General features: G+C 43.0%; 19 protein-coding genes. 4 read left to right on the forward strand and 15 right to left on the reverse strand.

The window, feature by feature from the left end; all coding sequences use genetic code 11:
• Positions 1-14 precede the first annotated feature (14 nt).
• Together MKY14_RS18240 and essC are read right to left on the reverse strand one after the other, a co-directional pair.
• Positions 15-722: a hypothetical protein gene (locus tag MKY14_RS18240; RefSeq protein ID WP_076219072.1), complete on the reverse strand. Its 708-nt coding sequence runs from the start codon at positions 720-722 to the stop codon at positions 15-17.
• Between the two features lie 20 nt (positions 723-742).
• Complete coding sequence (gene essC / locus MKY14_RS18245) at positions 743-4,729, reverse strand: type VII secretion protein EssC (protein WP_340977073.1); 3,987 nt, start codon at positions 4,727-4,729, stop codon at positions 743-745.
• Between the two features lie 582 nt (positions 4,730-5,311).
• Here essC and MKY14_RS18250 point away from each other — a divergent pair.
• On the forward strand, positions 5,312-5,647 hold the full coding sequence (locus MKY14_RS18250; protein ID WP_076124810.1) for a potassium channel family protein: 336 nt from the start codon (positions 5,312-5,314) through the stop codon (positions 5,645-5,647).
• A gap of 353 nt (positions 5,648-6,000) precedes the next feature.
• Positions 6,001-6,630, forward strand: a complete 630-nt coding sequence (locus MKY14_RS18255) for a LysE family translocator (RefSeq protein ID WP_076187101.1) — start codon at positions 6,001-6,003, stop codon at positions 6,628-6,630.
• A gap of 61 nt (positions 6,631-6,691) precedes the next feature.
• On the opposite strand, the gene MKY14_RS18260 is transcribed toward MKY14_RS18255, so the two are convergent.
• The 13 genes from MKY14_RS18260 to MKY14_RS18320 form a co-directional block, all read right to left on the reverse strand.
• Positions 6,692-7,261 (reverse strand): manganese catalase family protein, encoded by a 570-nt coding sequence (locus MKY14_RS18260; RefSeq protein ID WP_036684067.1) that lies wholly within the window; start codon positions 7,259-7,261, stop codon positions 6,692-6,694.
• Positions 7,262-7,311: 50 nt separating this feature from the next.
• Positions 7,312-7,578, reverse strand: coding sequence for a spore coat protein CotJB (locus MKY14_RS18265; RefSeq protein WP_036684069.1), 267 nt, complete (start codon positions 7,576-7,578; stop codon positions 7,312-7,314).
• Between the two features lie 3 nt (positions 7,579-7,581).
• Positions 7,582-7,800, reverse strand: coding sequence for a spore coat associated protein CotJA (locus tag MKY14_RS18270; protein WP_036684070.1), 219 nt, complete (start codon positions 7,798-7,800; stop codon positions 7,582-7,584).
• A 208-nt stretch (positions 7,801-8,008) separates the two neighbouring features.
• Positions 8,009-9,034: an AI-2E family transporter gene (locus tag MKY14_RS18275; protein WP_076187099.1), complete on the reverse strand. Its 1,026-nt coding sequence runs from the start codon at positions 9,032-9,034 to the stop codon at positions 8,009-8,011.
• A gap of 47 nt (positions 9,035-9,081) precedes the next feature.
• Entirely contained in the window at positions 9,082-9,576 is a 495-nt protein-coding gene (locus MKY14_RS18280) for a DedA family protein (protein WP_076100017.1), read from the reverse strand.
• Positions 9,577-9,583: 7 nt separating this feature from the next.
• Positions 9,584-10,108, reverse strand: a complete 525-nt coding sequence (gene pssA / locus MKY14_RS18285) for a CDP-diacylglycerol--serine O-phosphatidyltransferase (RefSeq protein ID WP_036684073.1) — start codon at positions 10,106-10,108, stop codon at positions 9,584-9,586.
• 42 nt (positions 10,109-10,150) lie between these two features.
• Positions 10,151-11,905: a sensor histidine kinase gene (locus MKY14_RS18290; protein ID WP_076187097.1), complete on the reverse strand. Its 1,755-nt coding sequence runs from the start codon at positions 11,903-11,905 to the stop codon at positions 10,151-10,153.
• Positions 11,902-12,582: a response regulator transcription factor gene (locus tag MKY14_RS18295; protein ID WP_076187095.1), complete on the reverse strand. Its 681-nt coding sequence runs from the start codon at positions 12,580-12,582 to the stop codon at positions 11,902-11,904. The genes MKY14_RS18290 and MKY14_RS18295 overlap by 4 nt, the downstream gene beginning before the upstream one ends.
• A gap of 164 nt (positions 12,583-12,746) precedes the next feature.
• Positions 12,747-14,105: a hemolysin family protein gene (locus tag MKY14_RS18300; RefSeq protein ID WP_076187132.1), complete on the reverse strand. Its 1,359-nt coding sequence runs from the start codon at positions 14,103-14,105 to the stop codon at positions 12,747-12,749.
• Between the two features lie 20 nt (positions 14,106-14,125).
• The gene (yfkAB, locus tag MKY14_RS18305) at positions 14,126-15,262 is read right to left on the reverse strand and encodes a radical SAM/CxCxxxxC motif protein YfkAB (RefSeq protein ID WP_076124796.1); all 1,137 of its coding nucleotides are present in this window, start codon (positions 15,260-15,262) and stop codon (positions 14,126-14,128) included.
• 221 nt (positions 15,263-15,483) lie between these two features.
• A complete protein-coding gene (locus MKY14_RS18310; protein WP_076187093.1) occupies positions 15,484-16,596 on the reverse strand; it encodes an HD-GYP domain-containing protein in 1,113 nt (370 codons plus the stop codon).
• Between the two features lie 144 nt (positions 16,597-16,740).
• Positions 16,741-17,568, reverse strand: coding sequence for an undecaprenyl-diphosphate phosphatase (locus tag MKY14_RS18315; protein WP_076124791.1), 828 nt, complete (start codon positions 17,566-17,568; stop codon positions 16,741-16,743).
• 73 nt (positions 17,569-17,641) lie between these two features.
• A complete protein-coding gene (locus MKY14_RS18320; RefSeq protein ID WP_340393809.1) occupies positions 17,642-19,081 on the reverse strand; it encodes a bifunctional metallophosphatase/5'-nucleotidase in 1,440 nt (479 codons plus the stop codon).
• A 137-nt stretch (positions 19,082-19,218) separates the two neighbouring features.
• Here MKY14_RS18320 and MKY14_RS18325 point away from each other — a divergent pair, with 137 nt between their 5' ends.
• Together MKY14_RS18325 and MKY14_RS18330 are read left to right on the forward strand one after the other, a co-directional pair.
• Positions 19,219-19,932: a molybdenum cofactor biosynthesis protein gene (locus MKY14_RS18325; protein WP_076281049.1), complete on the forward strand. Its 714-nt coding sequence runs from the start codon at positions 19,219-19,221 to the stop codon at positions 19,930-19,932.
• Between the two features lie 77 nt (positions 19,933-20,009).
• Positions 20,010-21,050: an HD-GYP domain-containing protein gene (locus MKY14_RS18330; protein ID WP_076191074.1), complete on the forward strand. Its 1,041-nt coding sequence runs from the start codon at positions 20,010-20,012 to the stop codon at positions 21,048-21,050.
• Positions 21,051-21,061 lie beyond the last annotated feature (11 nt).

Consider the following 21,061-nt stretch of genomic DNA (forward strand, 5'->3'; position numbering starts at 1 on the left):
ATCCCCCAGATTTGTTAAGCTTCTTGCAGCCAATTACATAACTCATTAACTACTGCAGGCAAGGATTGCGTGGTTTGACTGACGTCTTCTTCCACCCCACGCAGCAGCCACATTTGTTCTTCATGAATCAACAGGTTCAGTTCGCGAATCACCTGTGCCTCCTCAGTAATGCATTGGATTTCTGCCAAGGAAGTTATGAATGCACCTGCTTGAAGAGATTTCCCCATCCACGTTTCAAGATCTACTTCTTTATTTATCGCTTTTTGTAATTTTTCTTTATCGCTCAATTCCCACACTAAAGGGATTCTTTCAATGACCTGATACATCAGCTCATGTAGTGCATAAATCTCCTGAAGCTTATAGGTGTTACTTTCCGGCTGATGCTCAAGTTCAAACCAAACTTCATCCTGAACAAAATAGAAGACCTTGCAAGTCTGCTGATTTGTATGCATAAGCTGGCAATAATAAGATTTGCAACTGGATGCAACAGCGATACCTCTATGAAGCACTTCATTCACTTTGGCGAGCCCCACAAAATCAACCTCTAAATATCCCTTCACTTCCAGCGACCTCATCTGTGTATCCATTAGGGAGCGTAAATTGCGCTCCGATTCACCTTTAAGATCGATTTCCAGACCTGGAAAACTGGTTCCTCCTATTAAAGCAGTTAAATAGATAATTTCTAAAGGATGCAATTCAAATATTTCACGAGCCGGCTTCATCGCTTTCTTCACCTGCTTATCTATAGTTCTGTAATCATTTTGAGGCGTGAAATGGATCCCTCTGTTAACAGCATCGCTTCAGTATTGTCCAACACCTCGTTCAGCTCATGGTATTCCAAACCCTCGAGTAGTGGTGCATAAGACAAATGATCGTTGGGTCTTCCATCGGACAACAATGCATGTCCACTGTTAATCAGTTCACCGGCAAAATCAGTGACCAATTGCATTTGACTCAGTTCAAACGAATCGCTGCCGACCAGCAGCATTACACCAAGTCCACCGCCAAACCTCGCTATCCGCTCCAAATGATCCAGTGAATCATTCTCCATCAGATCAAAAGCAGACTTAAGATGAGGCATTACAATGACAAGAAGCGGGTACTTAGACAGAATATACTCAGCCTCGTCAAATTCTTCACGGTTTTGGACATCTGCAAAAGCTTGCCGGGCATCATTTTTCCTTAGTTGCAGCTGATTCACCAAGGATTGTGTGAGCTGTAAAAACTCCTCAGCTGTACTCATATAGCGGGTAATCGTTGAACTAGCTTTCAGGCTTGGTATACTGACAACACCACTGTCAAACAGATGGAATTCCATGTTTATTTCGCCTGCCGATTTATCAAGAACTTGTATTAAGGCGTTAAATCTAAAGTCCACATACTTTTGAGTGGTGTAAGACACTACAAAATTGCTAACCTGCTTTACATTAATCTCTACCGGAAGTGTAGTATCCCAATCCAGCCCGAGCGGTACCAGATAATTGCCCTGCGGTTGTTCCTTAGGCACACGTTCCAAAAGCTCTGCCAGTGAAAGCTTGTCCGGGATCACTGAAATCCCCATAGGGTTATTCACTCCTGCCACTGCTTTCATCTCCGAACTAATCCGGCGGAGAGAGGCAGCAATCTGATCATCCGAGCTTCCATCCACAGGAAGTGCGGTATGAAATTCCAGAATCTGGTTATCTTTGAGCAGTCCGCGGCCTACGGTATTCGTTGGCTCCATCCCTTCTGTTCTGCCCAGAATACTGGAATAATCCAATCTATCAGACATTTGATATACTAGAGCCTGCTTAATATTCTGGCTGATTCGGTAAGGATAAGAGTTTACAGCATTGGCAGCGAACACGAAGTATATCCCGTAATTACCGCCTTCACGCACCAACTTGGAAAGCTCTAAGATAAAGTCATCATATGCTTCTGAGAATCCTGTGTAATTATCGAGCAGAATAACAATGTAAGGAACCTTCTCTCCAGTGGCCGCACTGTAAGAGACCAAATTGCTGATTCCAAGCTGAGAAAACTTACGTTTGCGTTCATCCAGTTGGGACAACAACCAACTGATCAGTTTTCCAAGCTTCTGTTCATCCTCTGGAAAAATAATATCCCCTACATGTGGAAGCTCGTGGAATACTCCCAAGGTACGTGTACCAAAATCCAATATATAGAAATGAACGTAATCAGGTTCATATTTCAAGGCGAGGGACATGATAATTGTCTTTAACAGTGTTGTCTTACCACTGCTCGGTGCTCCATAAACCAGTAAATGTCCGTCCTGATTAAAATTAATATCCAGATTGTATTGCTCCTGATCTGACGGATTATCAATTCGTCCAACGGTGGCAATAAGATTCTGATCTGGCTGCTTCCATGATTGCCCATCCCAGATCTGATTCTGATCCATAACATCTGCTAAAGTCATGGTCTCCGGAAGTGGAGGCAGCCACAGCTGAAAGGCCTCTCCGATCGATTGCTCAGCAGAAATGGCAGCTATATGATTAACCACAGCCTGCAGCTCACTCAGTTTTGAGACATCATCACTGTTTTTCCCCTTCGGAATCAGGGCTCTGCGTTCACCACTTAGTGAAACGATATCCATCTTGGGACTTCCATCCTGATCTGTCTCCCCAGCTTGATAAGGCGCTCCGCTCCAGGAGGATTGGAACAAAGTGAATACTTCATTATTACCAACTTGCAAATACCCACGGCCTTTTTCTTTGATCTCTGCTGCCTCCGTGCGTTTTAGCATCTCCTGACTATCCGAAGGTGTCTGGACCTTCAGGCATAATTTGAATCTGGAGTTACTCCAGATCTGGTCATCAACTACGCCAGAAGGTTTTTGTGTTGCCAATATTAAGTGAATCCCCAAGCTTCTTCCGACCCGTGCCGCACTGACCAGCTCTTTCATAAATTCCGGTTGATCTGATTTAAGTTCTGCGAACTCATCCACCACTATGATCAAATGCGGCAAGGGAAGGTTAACTTCCTTATTGCGGTAAAGAACGATGTAATTATCAATGCTGGTCACTCCGGCTTCACTGAACAGTCGCTGTCTCCGCAAAAGCTCACTTTTGATGGAGGCAAGAGCCCGATTGATCTGATTACCACCAAGATTGGTGATTGTTCCCACCAGATGTGGAAGCCCAAGAAAAGCGTTAGCCATCCCTCCACCCTTATAGTCAATCAGTACAAAAGCAATCTCATGCGGATGATAATTTACCGCCAGACCCAAAAGTAGGGACTGAAGCAGCTCACTTTTCCCCGATCCGGTGGTGCCGGCTACTAGACCATGTGGGCCATAGCTTTTTTCGTGCATATCGAACAAAAGAAATTTACCACCTGTCCCGAGCCCCAGAGGAATGGACATGGTACGGTTAGCCTGGTTTTTTGACCAGCGCTCCATTACGTTTAGAGACTCTACCTGCTCAACCTCAAAGCTCTCTAGAAAAGTAACCATTGGCGGGATATAGCTGTTATTTTGACCTTCTTTAATTCTGAGCGGAGACAAAGAACGGGCAAAAAACTCCGAATTTTTTTTATCCAGAGAATCGGCAGAAAAATAATCAGCTAAATGACTTAACAGCTGATTAGTATCTTTGCGAACCATCCCCTTACCGCCCTTAATTTCCAGAATAGCCTGGCAATTCAGCGGCAGCGCAACATCAATCTTCTCTGATGTAAAAATGCTGGTCACTCCAAGTGAAGCATTGCCCGAGAGCAAATACTTCATCATATCCGTGCTGTCCCACAGTTCAGGAGCAAAAACCAGAAAAACATAATGTGGGGCCTGCATTGGCTGTAGTCCATAACCATTCTTGCTGTTTTCTTCTCTTTTTCTAAGCTCCGGAAGTAATTCATCCGCAATATTAGAGGCATCAAAGGATGTTGTAGCCAAACTTCTCTGGCTTCGATCTTTATTCCATGTATGGGGCAGCCATTTTAACCATTCCCAGTGTTCCAGATCATCAGGCTGCATCACGCAGATTACCCTTACATCATCGTAGCCTTGGTGTGTTGTTAAATGAACCAGGATAGCATTGAGGAAATCACGAACCTCCTGCTGTTTGCCGTATATTCCGAGCGTATTAATATTCCTTAACGGTATGTAGACTGGAATGTCTCGTACAAAATACATCTCTTCGCATATTTTACTGGCGATTTCTTCAAGTGGGTTGTCGTCATCAATTGCTTTCGCTTTTGAGCTATATGTTGGCACCAGAGCAATCGGCTGGATTCCAGCACCAACCCGGAGATTCAGAAAATCATCTTCAATTCCTGTTTTTTCCCACAGCTGCTTGCTTCTCCCCCGTACGATTTCAACACAAGATTGAATACTTGGATGGATATATGTATAGGCTTCTCGCTGCGTACTCGCGGCACTTTGTAAATCATTACGAACCTGAAATAAGTAGTTGAGATATTTCTTTTCAAGTTTTTTGTTCTGTTCATGATGTTTTTTCACACTAGATTTATAATTTAAAATTGAAACCATGACCGTCAGAAGAGTCATACCCATGGTTGATATCAGCATGGTAAATGACCTGGTCAATGTTGACATAAATATAGAGATGACTAACATCCCGATGGGGGGGACTATAATCGTCAACCATGAGAAGGTTGGTTTTCCCGATGGCCGGGCAGGATCCTCCAAAACCAATTCACCTTCCGGGTAATTTGGTTTAATTCGAGGGGTTCTTTGTACCTGATTGGTTAGCTTTTCTTGAGCACTCATCTTTTTCATCACCACTGGATAGGAATTTTGGATTAACAAGAAATAATAGTGTAAATTTTAAATAAAATATAAATTTTTTTCCATTTTAGGATATACATACTGCATTATCGGTTTGAAGACTGAATAGTTTATATTTCCCATAACATTTTTTGCTAAAATGGTTCAAATATCCCCAATAAATAACCATTATTTTCATAATAGTAAAATTACTAGTGTATATAGATCCAGTTCTAAGGTCACCTCATCGTACTTTTCTTTTAGTTAAATTTAAGACATTTGGCACATTTACTTTTACAAGGTTATTCATTACTCCTATCCGCTTCCATTGCTAAATAGAAGATTTCAAAGCTTTACTTTGAAATCAACATTCCATAATAGATCCTATGAATCAGAATATTTCTATCAAATTGAAGGAAACTTATGCTCTTAGAAGGAATTTAACTTGGGAGAGAACCAGGAAGTTGCTGCTGACTCTAACTATTTCTCAAAACAAATAAGCAACCTCATAAGAGGCTGCTTGGTTTCAATAGTTTGACTACGATTTGTTATGTATGCTCTAATATAAATGAAGGGTGGAGCTGCATGTTATCATTTTTACTAACTTTAAAACGTTTATTCTCGGGCTTATGGAAAGCGCTCAAACGTAAAAATTTCCAAGCATTATTCTTATTAGTTTTGATGACGCTGTTGTCTGGAACCATTTTTTATGTCAAACAGGAAGGTTTGTCTGTTCTGGATGCTATTTATTTCTGCGTTGCAACGCTTAGTACATTAGGTCATCCAACATTTGTTCCCCAGACAGCACTCGGAAAAATATTTACGATTGTTTACATTATTGCAGGCACAGGGTTGTTCTTGGGAATGATCGGGTATATCGCTTATGAACTGATCAAACAAACCGATAAAGATAACAATTAAATAATGAAATCCAAACTCATGACAGTATTAAGAGCCTTGTTAGCCGAAGCTAATGAGGCTCTTTTTTTTCAATTAATCGCTTATATACTAACTTTCACCTAACTAAATCACATTTTTCATCTCATGTCACCCTTTAATTTTCGAGCAATAATTCATCGGTAAAGAAAATCGAGACCATTAATATTCATCTCTGGCGATCCTCAAATAAATAAAAAAGACCGTCTCTATTAGAGCGGTCGAAAATTTTAGAGCAAATTTGTAATAGATAAATTCACTCAAAAGAATTGCCCCCTATTACTTCATGGTGTAAAATATACTTTCGTTTAATTTGATAAAGGGGGCTTTAAATTTTAATGACTTTATTTCTTACATACGTTTTGCTCGGCTTTTCCATCGCTCTACCTGTAGGTACCATTACCATTGAAATGACCAAACAAGGCTTAAAAAATGGCTTTATGCATGGTTGGATTGTTGGCCTCGGGGGAATGACTATCGACCTCTTCCTAATTCTAGGCTTATACCTGGGTCTAGCCTCTATTCTTTCCATGCCTATCATACAAGTAATCATGTGGTTAGTTGGAGCTCTCTTCCTATGCTACGTTGGATATGACAGCATCAAGAATGCAGATCATGATATTTCCCTTGGAGGAGAGAAGACGTCCAAATCGCTGTTCTCTTCTTACAAAAATGGTTTGCTAGTGGCGATCTCACCAGGAAACCTGGTATTTTGGGTTAGTGTCTTTGGTACCGTATTGTCCGACTCCTTTGACCGTACTAATACGGGCAGCTTTTTGCTAGTGGGATTAGGTATCCTGATTGGTATCCTGCTCCATGATATTGGCCTGATGACGATTGTATCCACCACACGAAAAGCAATGAACCGGACGGCTATTAAATGGGTGACTATCAGCGCAGGTGTTGTATTAATCGGCTTTGGCGGGTATTTCTTCTATCAATTCCTGCGGAGCCTCCATATTTTTTAACGTAAAAAAGCCGTTCTCTTTTAAAAGAGAACGGCTTTAAATGTCTTTTTCACAGAAATCCTTAGAACACCCGCTTCTGATTCCGATCATCAATAATAATCTGCACCGCTTCCTTAAACCGTAATGCATGCACAATCTCCCGCTCCCGCAGGAACTTAAGGCTATCCTGCAGATCCACGTCATCCGTCATGTCAATCAGCCACTGATATGTAGCCCGGGCTTTTTCCTCAGCCGCAATGTCTTCATAAAGGTCTGCCAGCGGATCTCCCTTAGCTTGAATATAGGCTGCGGTGAATGGAACTCCGCTAGCATCCGTGTAGAACAGGGCATGATCATGCGCTACAAAATGTGGCCCTAATCCCGCTTCCTCTAATTCACATACCGAAGCATCCTTCGTCAGCTTGTAGATCATCGTGGCAATCATCTCAAGGTGAGCGAATTCCTCAGTAGAAATATCGTTCAACACGCCAATAACTTTATCTGGAATCGTGTATCTTTGATTCATATAGCGTAGTGCAGCGGCGAGCTCGCCATCTGCGCCTCCGTATTGCTCACTCAAATAACGCGCCATCCGGACATCACATTTACCCACCCGTACCGGATATTGCAGTTTTTTTTCGTATATCCACATTCGGGAACTTCCCTCCTCTAGAAAAATAGTTCCTTACGGTTATACTCCTCTTACACCTGCCAAGGCCAAGGGGGTTGATTCCATTCCCATGGACATTTAGAATATGCGCGGCCAAAATTCTGCAGCGGGCCATATAACTCCTGAAAATGATTCGCTAGCTTAGTTCGTTCCAGCGTAAGCTGATTAAATTGTTCAATACTTCTCAGATCGTCAGGATGCGTATTTAGGTATAAGTTCAACTCCACTAAGGCAAAATCAAGGGTCTGCAACTGTTCAAGCAATTCATAATAACGTTGGTCGCAAGGATTTGCCTCCATAGTCTATTTCCCTCCTCCTTTGCACTTGGATTCATACGGACTAAATAGTGCTGGCCAGAGCGTTCCATACTTCAGAGCCTCCTGCAAACTAAACTGTGGCAAATCGGGCGGCTGAAAGGTGATAAATTGATTGGGTGGAACTACATACGTCTTGAACGGCACCGGTGGGCAAGGATCAAACGGGCCCCTAAAGGGGGTATACCTCCGCAGCTGTGATTCCATCTTTTTTGTACCTCCTTTGTTCCTGTTCCTTCTTTAAAGACTCTGAACATTACTCCCTTAGCTAACTTATGACAGCAGGACACAATATAAAACGTTATTCACAAAAAAAGCCCATTAGCAATTTTTTTTGTGCAATGTGTATGACAAATAAGCTGTCTCCGGAAAAGTACCGAAAACAGCTTATAACTTGGGTTTTTTAGTATTCAGCTTAGGGCTTCGCTCTTTTGAACGAATCTTCGTGGGTAATCTCAAGGATATCCAACATAAATACAAAGATAGGAATACCAAGAATAAGTCCCCAGACACCCATATAATGCTCAGAGAACAACAACACGCTAAAGGTGAAAAACATCGGCAAATTCATTTTTGTGGACATCAACTTAGGATTCAAGAAATAGCCTTCGATAAAATGCAACACCGCAATAATCGCCAGCACATAAGTAACTGTTATCAGACCGCCGATGTTGTAACCAATTATTAAAAGCGGAATGAGCGAAATCAAAAAACCAACCAGCGGAATGAGACTGAGCAGAAAAATCAAAATCGCTAGGGCAAATAAATACGGGAAGTTAAGCAGCCACAAGCCAATAACAGTAAGACAGGTATTGAACATGGCAATGAGAATTTGCGCTTCAATTACTTTTCCAAAGGAAACGATGAATTTTCGGCTGAAATACTCCAGATCTATATAAAACCAGGCAATCCTGCTCTCTCTCATCCTAGAAGTGAAACTGACGACCCGGTTCTTCTCCAGAATAAACACAAAGCTTAAAATGGTTGATAGAACGAAAGTTGCACCCCAGTTGCTAACCTGCAGCACATAATCGATGCCTCTTTTGATATAGGACTGATAGTTAAGGTCCCTGAGCATATCATACAAATATAATGTAATCTTGTTCTGCGGAAGATCCTCTGATTTGAGATTGGTGAGGAAGATAGCTAATTGCTTAATCTGCTCCAATACTTTAGGAAGATATCTTGCAAGGGCCAGTACAATCAATGCGATTAAAGCAAGGTATAAAATGACAATAATCACCTTACTGTTGACCTTCATGAATTTACCAATTCGTTTACTGAGCACAATCTGAAAGCTGTTCATGACAAAAGCAATCAGAAACGTCAGCAGCACCAGATTAAGCATCCCTCGAACCATGTACAGCAGCAACCCGATAAGTGCGAGAATAAAAAAGCGTCTGGTAGTACTATTCGCGTAGAATCGCTTGAATACATTCATTGATCTTGCTCCATTCAATTGCGATTAATAATGTTAAGCTTCAATGGCTATAAAAAGGAAAACTTAGCCCCCACAAAAAAGCCGATGGAAACAAAAAGGAGTGACCAGGTTAGCGCTCCTGCAGTCGTTATGAGTATATACTTTTTGAAAGACATAGCACTGATTCCAGAGATATAGCTCGATACATGCCTCAGACCTGGAATAAAATAAGCAATGAAAATCGCCCAGTTTCCGAACCGCAAAAACCATCTTTTCATACTGGCAAAACGCTTGGGTGTAAGGCCAACCCACTTGCCGAATTTAGCTACCACAGGTTGTCCTAGCCTTAAACCAATGGTATAGCTGATAAGCATTCCTGTGATGGATCCCATAAAACAAACCAATACGGAAAGTGAAAAATCCAAAACCATAACGGAGGATAAATAGCCTACAAACAGCATTAACACCTCATCAGGCACAGGAAGTCCGATAATCCCAAGTGCCATAAGGCCAAATATGGCTAAATATCCGTATTGTGAAATGAACTCTATAATCCAAGGCATGGGTGTATCACTTCCTGTTGAAGGATTTTTTAAGGGACGGAAATGGGATACGGCTGATCATCATTACGGACAGCAATGCCATTAATCCGATGACCAGTCCTGGTTTCATCCGTTCATCTAGTAAAGAAATCATCGACAGAATGACTCCAGCAGCAGTAATGGGCATCCCCACGAACCCTTTGGAAGGCGCCGACAGATTAAATCTGGCCAAACGAAGTGCGCCACAGATCAAAAAGAAAACTGCAGCTGCAGGTCCAATCCAGTGGGCATCTTCTAACCTATACAACAAGATAAGGAAGGTAGGCGCTAAACCAAATGATATAATATCCGCCAATGAGTCCAATTGTTTACCGAATTCACTAGTACATTGCAATATTCTTGCCAGTAATCCATCCAGTACATCACATATTGCCGCGAGCAATATCATTAATAAAGCTAGGCTATATCGTTCTTGAATCGTAAAATACAAGGATAGTGATCCTAATCCCAAATTTCCGAGTGTGCACGTTGAAGGCAACCAGTTCAATTTCATACAATTTCACCCCTTTCATAGCAGTATTTCTGTTGATTCGGTTTAACCTTCAAAGGTCACTGTAAAGCTGACACCGTTCTCCGTATTTTTCACTGTATAAAGACAAGCGTGCATATCCAGTATTCGCTTCGCGATGGAAAGCCCAAGACCCGTACCGCCTGTCATTCGACTGCGGGATGGCTCCGACCGATAGAACCGTTCCCAGATCTGCTCCAGCTGATCTTCTGGGATTGATTCTCCTATATTTTGAATAGTGAATACAATAGTCTGGGCATGACTCTCAATATTGACGGTGATAGAACTTCTTTCTTCCGCATGCCTGATAGCATTGGTCATAAAATTTAGCATAACTTGTTCGATCCAGTTCACATCCGCATAGACCGGTAATTCATTCGCAGGAATAATGATGACCTCCAAATGTTTTTCACTCAGCAAGTGGACCAGCTTGTCTGTCACCTTTTCCGTCAGTTCACTTAACATAAAGGAAGATTTCCGTAGTTTAATCGTACCCGACTCCAACCGCGCTAGATCTAGCATATTTTTAACAAGAAACTCCATTTTATCGGCTTCCTCAATAATCACCTTAATGTAGTGATCCTGCTTGCCGGCACTAACGCCGTCTTCCAAGCCTTCAGCAAAACCTTTGATAATACTGAGGGGTGTCTTCAATTCATGGGAGGCGTTGGCAAAAAAGTCCTGCTGCATGATCTCCATTCTTTGCTTCTGTTCCATATCCTCAACTAGCTGCTGATTGGCCTCTCTTAACTCCCCTAAAGCAGAGTCCAGACTTAGTGATAAGGTGAACATGCTGTTAGAAAGGCTGCCTAGCTCATCCTTCTGCCGAATCGATGTGTCCCCTGTAAAGTCCAGAGAAACCATCCGTTTTGCTATCTTGTTTAACTTAATTAGCGGACGCGTTACCATTTTCGAGAAAAAGAGAGAAAGCACCAGAATCAGGACAAAGCCACCCATTCCCAGATATAAAAAGAACCAACGTAAGGCATCGTTCGAATCCTTAACTTCCTGTAATGAAGTGACTGTGAATAGTAATTCAATTTCTCCGTTACTTTGCTTCAGGGGCAGAATAACCACAGAATTGCGACTCCCACTCCAGGGAGCAACCCAGTCTTGCTTCTGTATTTTCAAATTTTTAAAGTCTTCTATCTGCGCTGGTGTCAAAGGAAACCATTCCTCAAGAGCCTCAAACAATATTCCCTGGCGGGGATTCCATATTTTTAAATCAGGCAGTACAACTTCTGCAACAGTACCAGATGCATGAATCGTCCCAGTCTCTCCCGTCTCCCCTATGGTTCCGCCCCCTTTTTTTGTAATGCTTATGGGGTAGAGTATAACGGGTGAAGCACTGTCTTCATCCAGAAGTTCGCCTTCCACGCTCAACTGATCATCTACTTTAATGTTTGCTGCTCTCAGTGAATCTCCGTACTGATTCATGAATAGGGATAAAGAAACAACCATACTCTTCCCGTCATCATCGATTAGCTTTATATGAAATGGATCTTCTGAATTCATCTTTCCATCCAGCTTCAAAATAACCATTTGTGTTTTATTCCGCAGCATAAACCGGACAAGCTCCTGAGAGGTTCGGGTGCTTCCCCATGGCTCGCTTATATATCTTGCCGCAAAGCTCTTAAGGTGTTTCTCCACGCGGTGCTCTTTTTGCTTCTGATAGAAATTGTCAAACAACAGCAATTGGCTTAGAATCACCATGCCATAGAAGCAAAGGAAAAAGATAACGGTCATCACAAACAGTTTAAAAGTAATTCCCCGTCTTCTCATGCCTCTTCCTCGAACATGTATCCTGTGCCAATTACCGTACGAATAAAACGTGATTCATAACCCAATTTACTTCGCAGCTTTTTGATATGACTGTCCACAACTCTGGAATCTCCTTCAAATTCAATTCCCCAGATCCGACTGAGGATCGTATCCCTTGAAATGACAATCCCTTTATTTCGTATTAAAAGCCATAAAAGATCATATTCCTTAGGGGTAAGCTCCACTTCCGCATCTTCTACCTCCAGCCGATGGGCCATGGTATTAAACATCGCGGAACCAAATTTTATTATGCTAGATTCAGGCTGATGAGTGCCTTCAACCCGTTTCATAAGTGCATTTGCCCGGGCTACTAGTACCTTTGGACTAAATGGTTTTGTAACATAATCATCGGCTCCTAATTCAAAACCGTAGATTTTGTCGTCATCTGTGGACTTGGCTGTTAACAAAATGATGGGTACCGCTGATTTTTCACGAACTTCACGGCACACTTCAAATCCATTCATAGCAGGCATCATGATATCCAAAATCAGCAGATCCGGCAGCAGTGAATCAAACCAAACCAATGCATCTCTTCCATTATCCGCCTCAAGTACCTCCCAATCATTCTGTAAGAAATAATCAGATACCAGTTCACGAATACGAATTTCATCCTCAACGAGAAGAAGTTTCTTTTTCAATCTAGACCCCGCTTTCAAACAATTAATAAACATTAGCATAGACGAGCGTTATGTCCTTTATGTGTCCACAAAAAACTCCCCCTTTCATGAGCCATACAGCTCTTGCAGGAGGAGTTCATTATATCCCTGATCAACCGGAACAATACGTTATAATTTTTAATAGGTTATTCTTTATCCTCATTGGGTTCTGATGAGGTTTCTTCGTCCTCGACACGTGGTTCCCGGTGGATATTAATTCTAGTGATACGCAATCTTGTCGATTCCTCGACTTCAAAAATAACATCTTCTACTTTGACACGTTTTCCTTTGGTTGGATTACCCTCCAGCTCCTTAAACAACCAGCCGCCGATGGAATCCACCTCATCGTCTTCAATCACAACACCCGTAAGATCGTTGACATCCTCAATCAGCATCCGGCCCTCAACAGAGATGTACTCCCCGTTATGTTCCACACTTGGACGCTCATCTTCGAACTCGTCATGCAGATCGCCTACGATTTCTTCCAGAATCTCTTCTGCTGTCAGCAAACCTGCCGTGCCGCCATATTCATCGACAACTAACGTCAGCTGAGCCTTATTCTTCTGCATAAAACGAAGAGTATGGCTGATTTCCATCGATTCCGGAACGTTAAGGATAGGCCGAACCAGAGTTGTAAGATCATTCTGTTGCTCCGGTGGAGCAAACAACAGGTCGGTAATATGAATAAAACCGATAATACGGTCCTTATCTTCCAGAGCAACCGGATAACGCGAATGTCTCGTTTCGGTAATAATCTTCATATTTTCTTCTAACGAAAGATTGCTGTAAAGCACATCCATATCTGTACGAGGCAGCATGACTTCACGTGCAAGCAGATCTGAGAATTCAAAGATATTATCCATTAGTTTCATTTCATCTTTGTCAATGACACCACTCTTGGCGCTCTGATTCATCAGAATACGTATTTCCTCTTCCGAGTGTGCTGCTTCACTTTCGTTTGCAGGCTCCACACCGACTAACCGAAGCAACGCGTTGGCTGAAGCGTTCAGCACCCAGATAAAAGGCATGAACACATTATAGAAGAACATCAGGGGTGCAGATAACAACAGTGCCGAACCTTCTGTTCTTTGAATCGCGAGCGATTTAGGAGCAAGCTCCCCAAGTACAATATGTAAAAATGTAATGATCGAAAATCCAATAATCACAGATACGGTAGAAATCAGGGTATGATCGGTGATCCCCATCTGGTACATTAAAGGTTCGACCAACAGCTCAGAAATCGCGGGCTCTCCAACCCAACCTAAGCCCAGCGACGCAAGTGTTATCCCAAACTGAGTGGCGGATAAATAGGAATCCAGTCTCTTATTTACTTTCAGAGCATATCCAGCCATTTTATTACCTTCACTGACAAGTTGGGTCAGGCGGGACTGCCTGACCTTAACTAATGAAAATTCCGCTGCTACAAAAATACCGTTCAATAATACGAGCACCAGAACCAGCAAAAGATTAAGCAATAATCTCCCTACTTCAAATTCCGTATGCACCACTTAACAACGCCTCATTTCTACAGATTGATCGCTTTTCTAGTTTTGAAGTCAACTTCCGGATAATACATATCAGCCACTAACAGATTAGGTCCGCAGCAGCCTGCTGCATCGCAGTGGCAGTTCACCTTTTGGTTCAGCGGGTGTTTAGTCTGCCAATCGATAAATATATCATCCAGCTTTTGGTTCTCGATGTTGCCAAAGGCTGCGATATCAGCGAAATCTGTAACAAAAACATCGCCAGTAAACATGTTTACGTTCACTCGGTTCCGGCCATCCGGATCATTGCGAAGGGTAACATTCTTCTCGCCGCGCATTCTGCTTATCAGCTTCTGATCTTCTTCCAGGAAGCTGCAAGCAAAAAACGGAAGGGTCCCAAACAGCATCCAAATCTCCGGATCACGGGTATCCAGTAGTTTATGGATTGCCGTCCGCATTTCATTCAAGGACAACACTGGCAAAGCCGAAGCAAAACTGGAGTTGTACATAGGATGTACCTCATGCCGTTTGGCGCCCATATCGAGAATCAACTTATGAATTTCAGGCAGCTTAGTATGTGTACGGTAATTAATCATAGTTTCCGCAGAAATTAGCATACCATCCTCACTTAGCCGTCGAGAATTCTCAATCATTGCATTATATAACCGATATGCACTTTCTTTTGAAACTGCATGCCCGCTGTTGGCAAAACCAACTTCATGAAAATCGTCTCCGTTCACATAATTAAAAGAAATATGCATAACGTCCAAATACGGAAGCAGCTTTTCATATCGAGCATACGGCATCGTCAGATTAGAATTAATTTGCGATCTAATCCCCCGCTCTTTGGCATACTTTAAGAGCGGCACTATGATATTATCCACCGTTCCAGCCAAGAACATAGGCTCTCCGCCGGTAATACTAATCGTCTCCAGATGCTCTACTTCATCTAAACGGTCCAACATATTTTTAAGCGGCAGCATATCCCCTTCTCTAGAGGTTAAACTATCACCTACCGCACAGTGTTCACACCGCATATTACATAAATTGGTTACTGTGAATTCCACACTCGTTAGCACATGGCGTCCATGCTTACGTAAAGAAGTAATGGGATCCCACGGATCGTAGCTTGGCGACAGCTCCTTCGGTGAAGATGTTAATGGTCTTAAAACATTCATTTGTACTAGCTCCTTTAAATCTTATTCCTATTATTAACCCATAATCATGAAGATTGAACGGTGTCTTATCCTATATCATACCACGTTAGTCAGAAAAACTGCACTTCGGATGTCTTTCAGACTGACCTTACAAGCTTTTTCACTGTAAAAAATAATAGCAGCGAGACGAAAAATAGGCTTCCGCGAGTTATGCGGACAAGCCTAATCTTCTCTCTTCGCTGCTATGATAAATATTTTGGCGTTCCCACAGAATCGCCTTGATCTGCGACGTCAACGATAACAACGGAGAGGGCTTTTCCTAGATCCCTTTCGAACGGTACGACTTTCTCTCCTTCAGGCCCTGTAAGCACACGTACAATCGGTCTGTGAGGCGTACTTGGGTCTATTTTGACAACAACTCCACTTTCACCCGTACTGAGCTTCACCGTAAGACCAAGAGGATAGATAGCCACACGATCTCTAAATAACTCTAGCTGCTTCTGCTCATACAATGTACCAGAACCTACATAAAGCGCCTCAACGGCTTGATGTGGCAGCATAGCCTTTTTGTAGACCCGGTTGGAGGTCATGGCATCGTAGGAATCAGCCACGCCCAACCATTTGGCATATTCATGAATTTGAGGCCCTTTTAATCCCCGCGGATATCCGGATCCGTCAATGCGTTCATGATGCTGAAGCGCACAATGAGCCGCGAGCAGCGGGATATTCGGTTCTTCCTTGAGAATCTGATACCCGATCTCGGTGTGTGCCTGCATATGGCGAAATTCATCTTCACTGAGCTTACCGGGTTTTTGAATGATTTTTATCGGGACTTGGGTCTTGCCAATATCATGCAGCAGCGCACCCAGACCAATCACTCGAAGCTCCTCTTTGCTGTACCCATGCGCAATGCCAAGCACCAAAGTGTACAAGCAGACATTCAGGGAATGGACGTACAAGTAGTTATCAGCGGTGTGCATATCAAGCAGCATGATCATCGGATCTTCTTGTAAAGACAAATCATCCAGGATGCTATCCATGATCTTTGAGAATTTTTTATCCAGATGGTAGAATCCCTTACTTATTCCTGAAGCGCCTGTCATTTGCTGAAACTGATTACGAATCACCTTCAGTGCCTGATTACGTGTCTCATCTTGAAGCATACCTATAATTTCAACATCGTCCGTGACAGAGTCCTCTATGTAAATATAACCGATGTCAATTCTTGAAAGCCTTTTGATCAATGCATCAGTAAGCTCCACCCCATCCGCGAGGAGAGTTAGACCTTCATCATTATATATTTTTTTACCTAATTTCATGCCTGCTTGAAGCTGATTCACGGATACTAAACGCACTTAGCTCACTCCTGCCTTTAACGGTAAAATGCTATTCTGTTTTGAAATCCTTGGGTCACACGCTTTGTCTATACCGTTTATGTAGAGATCAGACAGGTGCACCATGAAGAACATCGGGTGTGTCTAGGTCTTTGCCTATGGGCATTAACGCATAATAAACAACCAGAATATAGCAGCAAGAATAAATCTGTAGATCGCGAAATGCGTCAATCTAATCTTTTGAATCAATTTCATAAACAAAATAACCACTACATAAGCCACTACAAAAGAAATCAGAAATCCAATTACAAAATAGCCAATCGTCTCACTAGTGAAGTTCTTATAAGAATCCAACATTTCATATCCGGAAGCCGCACACATAATAGGAATGGCTATAAGGAAGGAGAAATCCGCAGACGCTTTATAACTAACCCCACTTAACATCCCTCCGGAGATCGTAGATCCCGAACGGGAAAATCCTGGCCACAGCACTGAAATAATCTGATACATCCCGATAGCCAGCGCCTGTCCGTAAGAAAGATCGTCCAGCTCATGCGCTGTAATTCTAATTTTGCGTCTGTTTACCCATTCTGCGATAATCATTAGAATCCCGCCGGCGACAAGCGCCCAAAGAACAGTCGTGGCTCCAAAGAGACTTTTTATAAAATCGCGGGCAAAAAATGCCACAGCTAGTGCTGGGGCAATCCCAAGTATTACATGGATTAAGTTCAAACGAGACGCCGGCATCACACCGCCTCTTCCTGAGTTCTTACGCCCAATGCCCAGCAAATTAAGCACACGCTCGCGGTAAACAAGCGCAATCGCCAATATTGCCCCTAGCTGAATAACGATTTCATAAGTCTTCATAATCGAATCCTGCTCATCAAAGCCCAGAAGCTTCGAGGTCAAGATCATGTGTCCTGTAGAAGAAACAGGAATAAATTCAGTGATCCCTTCGACAATTGCTAAAATAATAGCTGTAATCGTGTCCATAATCTCCTCCTATTTTTCGGGAATCTAGCACTGTTTAAATGGAATCAAAAAGTATATCTTGTGAGCTGCAGGTTTACTCAGACTTGATCTCCCACCGAGTGAGCATGCATTCATCAAGACTGTCCGGACGCTGCAATTCCATCCCAAGCAGGTCGCGTAAAAAATGAGGCAGCAAAAATACAGGATCCTTCCCATTGGCGATCGTCTCATAGCCTGCACGGAAAGTAAACATGTCCAGCGTACCAACATTATACTCTTTATCATCCTCCAGCGGGTTTCCTTCGACAAAAACTGCAATATTGTTATCATACGGTATCTTCTGCGGATCGTACAAGATTTTTATCCCATCTACTGCTAAGCTGCCCAGATAATCCCCGCGAAAGCCATACCCAAAAATCACCTTATTATAAAATTCTTCAGTAAGACTCTGCTCCAAAGCTATGCGAATATCTAGGCCTTTCAGCTTGATTACGCAGGTGTTAATGGGAGAAGGACATAGGGCGTGCAGCATTCCCGCTGTAACCTCCCCTTCAGGCAAAGGTCCTAGAAGCTGGCCTGTGTTAACTATCGACAAACTAGTGCCTGTAAATCTACGTACAGCTTGGGCTAAAAGATTGCCGAAAGGGGATTCTCCCTGCAAATTCAAAGGAAGCTCACGATCTGTGATCGCAACGGTCTGCTGAAGAGCCTCACGACCACGCTCCAAATGAATAGTAGCGGCAGGACCTACAATCTCTTCCTTCAGTCCTGGGTCAATCGGAATACATTCACCCGCCACCAGGCTAAATCCAGGTTGTCCCTCTCTCCGCTCAAATTGAAGCCGCCCGAGGTAACGCCCGAATTTCCCGGCTCCACATACAGCTGTTCCGTTAATCATGAGCGGTTCTTCCAGCATATGATGTGTATGTCCACCTAGAATAGCATGCACACCTTCCAGCCGCTCTGCCAGAATTCGATCTGCGGGAAGCCCCAAATGAGAAAGGATGATTAGAATGTCCACCTGAGGAGCTAGAAGAAGGCATTGTTCCCGAAGGGTTGTCTCGGGATCCAGAGCATCCCAGCCCAGCAAGGAATAAAACGAAGTAAATGCCGCTGTCGCTCCAGTCACTCCTATTCTGATTCCGTCCTTCTCCAAGATGGCATGACGCTTCATCCAGTGGGGAGGTTCCCCTGTTGCAGTCTCCACAAAATTACAGCATACCACTGGACACTGTAACCCGGAGAAAATAGAGGATAACATCTCCTGTGAGAATGTTAACCCCTCATTATTACCGATGGTTACAGCATCATATCCTGTTAAATTAAGTACATCAATGTTAGCCTGACCCATAGTTCCTTCTGTCTCGACGGCTGCACGATCCATATGATCGCCAATATCCAGCAGCAGCACAGGCGCTTCTCCCGCTGCAGCTCTTTGTCTCCCGATTTCTGCTGCCAATGGACTCACCATTTCGAAATGGCTATGTATATCATTGGTATGAAGTATGGTCAGTCTTTGCGGCACATGCCCCATTAGCAACATTCCTCCTACCTGTTGAGCCGCTCTTTAATGAAGCAGCCGATGCATGATCTTATAGAGCCTAGCATAACATTTTCAGGCTCATTATGGTATATTGTAGACATTACAACATATTTCAGAGGTGAATAAGTATGCATATCACAATCCGCCTGTTCGCGGGTTTGGCTGAGATTATCGGTTCATCTTCTCTGACCTTTCATGCGACGGAGAATCCCTTAACCGCTGGGAAGTTAAAAGAACTCCTTTCAACCTCTTATCCGGATGCAGCATCCCTAATTGGAACTTCTTTGGTCGCTATTGACCGGGAATATGCACCTGATGAAGCCCTCATCACCGAGTCTGCCGAAGTTGCATTAATCCCTCCCGTTTCCGGGGGAGAGAATGGTTCTTTATATGAGAGCACTCCTGACGGCCTCTATAGCATAACGGATCTGCCATTAAATGCTGAGAAGCTTCTGGATGCCGTCCTCGATGCCAATCATGGAGCATCCCTATTATTTGTAGGAACTACACGCGAAATGACCGGAGAACAACGCACAACAGCATTAGACTATGAAGCCTATATTCCTATGGCCTTAAATAAGCTGAAAGAAATTGGTGATGAGGTACAGAATCGCTGGAATGCACGCTGCGCGATTTCCCACCGCATTGGGCTTGTTGGTCTTAAGGAAGCAAGCGTTATCATTGCTGTCTCCACCCCTCATCGCGATACCTGTTACGAGGCTAGTCGTCTGGCCATTGAACTGCTGAAACAGACCGTCCCTATCTGGAAAAAAGACATCAATGAATCAGGCCAGCACTGGGTAGGCTCTGAACAAAAGGCTGCCGATTCCCTCCACAATTAATCTTCACTCCTTTTTCATTGAAAAATCTGCACTTTGTTGATATTCTGGATAAAATCGGATAAAAGGTGGCATAGGCATTGAGAGTACACGTCTCGGATCTAAAACCTGGTAATCACCTCAACTCAGACGCTTATAGTTCAAGAGGTCTGCATGTATTACCAAAGGGATCGCTGCTCCAGATAGATGATATCGCCAAGCTGATGCAGCATGGAGTTGATTATGTTGATATCCAGACGTTAGTGGAAGAACCTGCCCCATTAAGCAGACCTTCAATTATTCAGACGGTGACCACTAGTTTTGATACCATGATTGACGGCTTTGAGAATCTTTATATGGAAGCACTATTAAAAGGAAGCTTTAACCAATCCGTGGTTAACGACATTCTTCAGCCTTCGCTTCAATCGTTGGACAAGCAAAAGGATGTAGTCTCCCTGCTGCTTCTGCTCGATCGCGAAGATAATTATACCTACAACCACTCTTTGCAGGTAGGTATGCTCTCTTATTATATTGCAATCTGGCTTGGGTATTCCAAACAAGAATGCTATGAGATTGGACGAGCTGGATATTTAATTGATATTGGAAAATGTAGAATCTCACCTGCTCTATTAAATAAGCCTGGAAAATTAACCGCGGAAGAATTCGAAGAAGTTAAACTACATACTAAGTACGGCTACGAAATTATCCGCAATTCGATGGATGACTCACATACAGCTTTGGCAGCCCTACAGCATCATGAACGTGAGGACGGCTCTGGCTATCCTAATAATCTAACCAAATCCGAGATTCATCCTTATGCGCAAATTGCTGCTGTAGCTGACATCTATAGTGCGATGACTTCCAAACGCGTCTATCAGTCCAAGCAAGAGCTTATTTCTGTCCTACGTGAACTAAATGACCTCAGCTTTGGTAAGCTGAACGGCAGAACGGTTCAAGCCTTTATACAACATTTAATGCCCAACTTTATCGGCAAGCGAGTATTACTGAACACGGGGGATACAGGTGTGATTATCATGAACAATCCAGTTGATATTTTCCGTCCGCTGGTAAAGATCGATGGATTATTTGTCGATCTAGCCCGCGAACGTAACGTTACGATTGTGGAAATCTACATGGACTAGGGCGTTTCTTG

Source organism: Paenibacillus sp. FSL R5-0887 (genome assembly GCF_038002305.1).
In the GTDB taxonomy this organism is placed as follows: domain Bacteria; phylum Bacillota; class Bacilli; order Paenibacillales; family Paenibacillaceae; genus Paenibacillus_AQ; species Paenibacillus_AQ odorifer.

What these genes read in the sequence shown, in the direction of transcription:
- MKY14_RS18240 (WP_076219072.1), bottom strand. Translation starts at nt 722, where the DNA reads ATGAAGCCGGCTCGTGAAATATTTGAATTGCATCCTTTAGAAATTATC.
- essC (WP_340977073.1), bottom strand. Translation starts at nt 4,729, where the DNA reads ATGAGTGCTCAAGAAAAGCTAACCAATCAGGTACAAAGAACCCCTCGA.
- MKY14_RS18250 (WP_076124810.1), top strand. Translation starts at nt 5,312, where the DNA reads ATGTTATCATTTTTACTAACTTTAAAACGTTTATTCTCGGGCTTATGG.
- MKY14_RS18255 (WP_076187101.1), top strand. Translation starts at nt 6,001, where the DNA reads ATGACTTTATTTCTTACATACGTTTTGCTCGGCTTTTCCATCGCTCTA.
- MKY14_RS18260 (WP_036684067.1), bottom strand. Translation starts at nt 7,261, where the DNA reads ATGTGGATATACGAAAAAAAACTGCAATATCCGGTACGGGTGGGTAAA.
- MKY14_RS18265 (WP_036684069.1), bottom strand. Translation starts at nt 7,578, where the DNA reads ATGGAGGCAAATCCTTGCGACCAACGTTATTATGAATTGCTTGAACAG.
- MKY14_RS18270 (WP_036684070.1), bottom strand. Translation starts at nt 7,800, where the DNA reads ATGGAATCACAGCTGCGGAGGTATACCCCCTTTAGGGGCCCGTTTGAT.
- MKY14_RS18275 (WP_076187099.1), bottom strand. Translation starts at nt 9,034, where the DNA reads ATGAATGTATTCAAGCGATTCTACGCGAATAGTACTACCAGACGCTTT.
- MKY14_RS18280 (WP_076100017.1), bottom strand. Translation starts at nt 9,576, where the DNA reads ATGCCTTGGATTATAGAGTTCATTTCACAATACGGATATTTAGCCATA.
- pssA (WP_036684073.1), bottom strand. Translation starts at nt 10,108, where the DNA reads ATGAAATTGAACTGGTTGCCTTCAACGTGCACACTCGGAAATTTGGGA.
- MKY14_RS18290 (WP_076187097.1), bottom strand. Translation starts at nt 11,905, where the DNA reads ATGAGAAGACGGGGAATTACTTTTAAACTGTTTGTGATGACCGTTATC.
- yfkAB (WP_076124796.1), bottom strand. Translation starts at nt 15,262, where the DNA reads ATGAATGTTTTAAGACCATTAACATCTTCACCGAAGGAGCTGTCGCCA.
- MKY14_RS18315 (WP_076124791.1), bottom strand. Translation starts at nt 17,568, where the DNA reads ATGGACACGATTACAGCTATTATTTTAGCAATTGTCGAAGGGATCACT.
- MKY14_RS18320 (WP_340393809.1), bottom strand. Translation starts at nt 19,081, where the DNA reads ATGGGGCATGTGCCGCAAAGACTGACCATACTTCATACCAATGATATA.
- MKY14_RS18325 (WP_076281049.1), top strand. Translation starts at nt 19,219, where the DNA reads ATGCATATCACAATCCGCCTGTTCGCGGGTTTGGCTGAGATTATCGGT.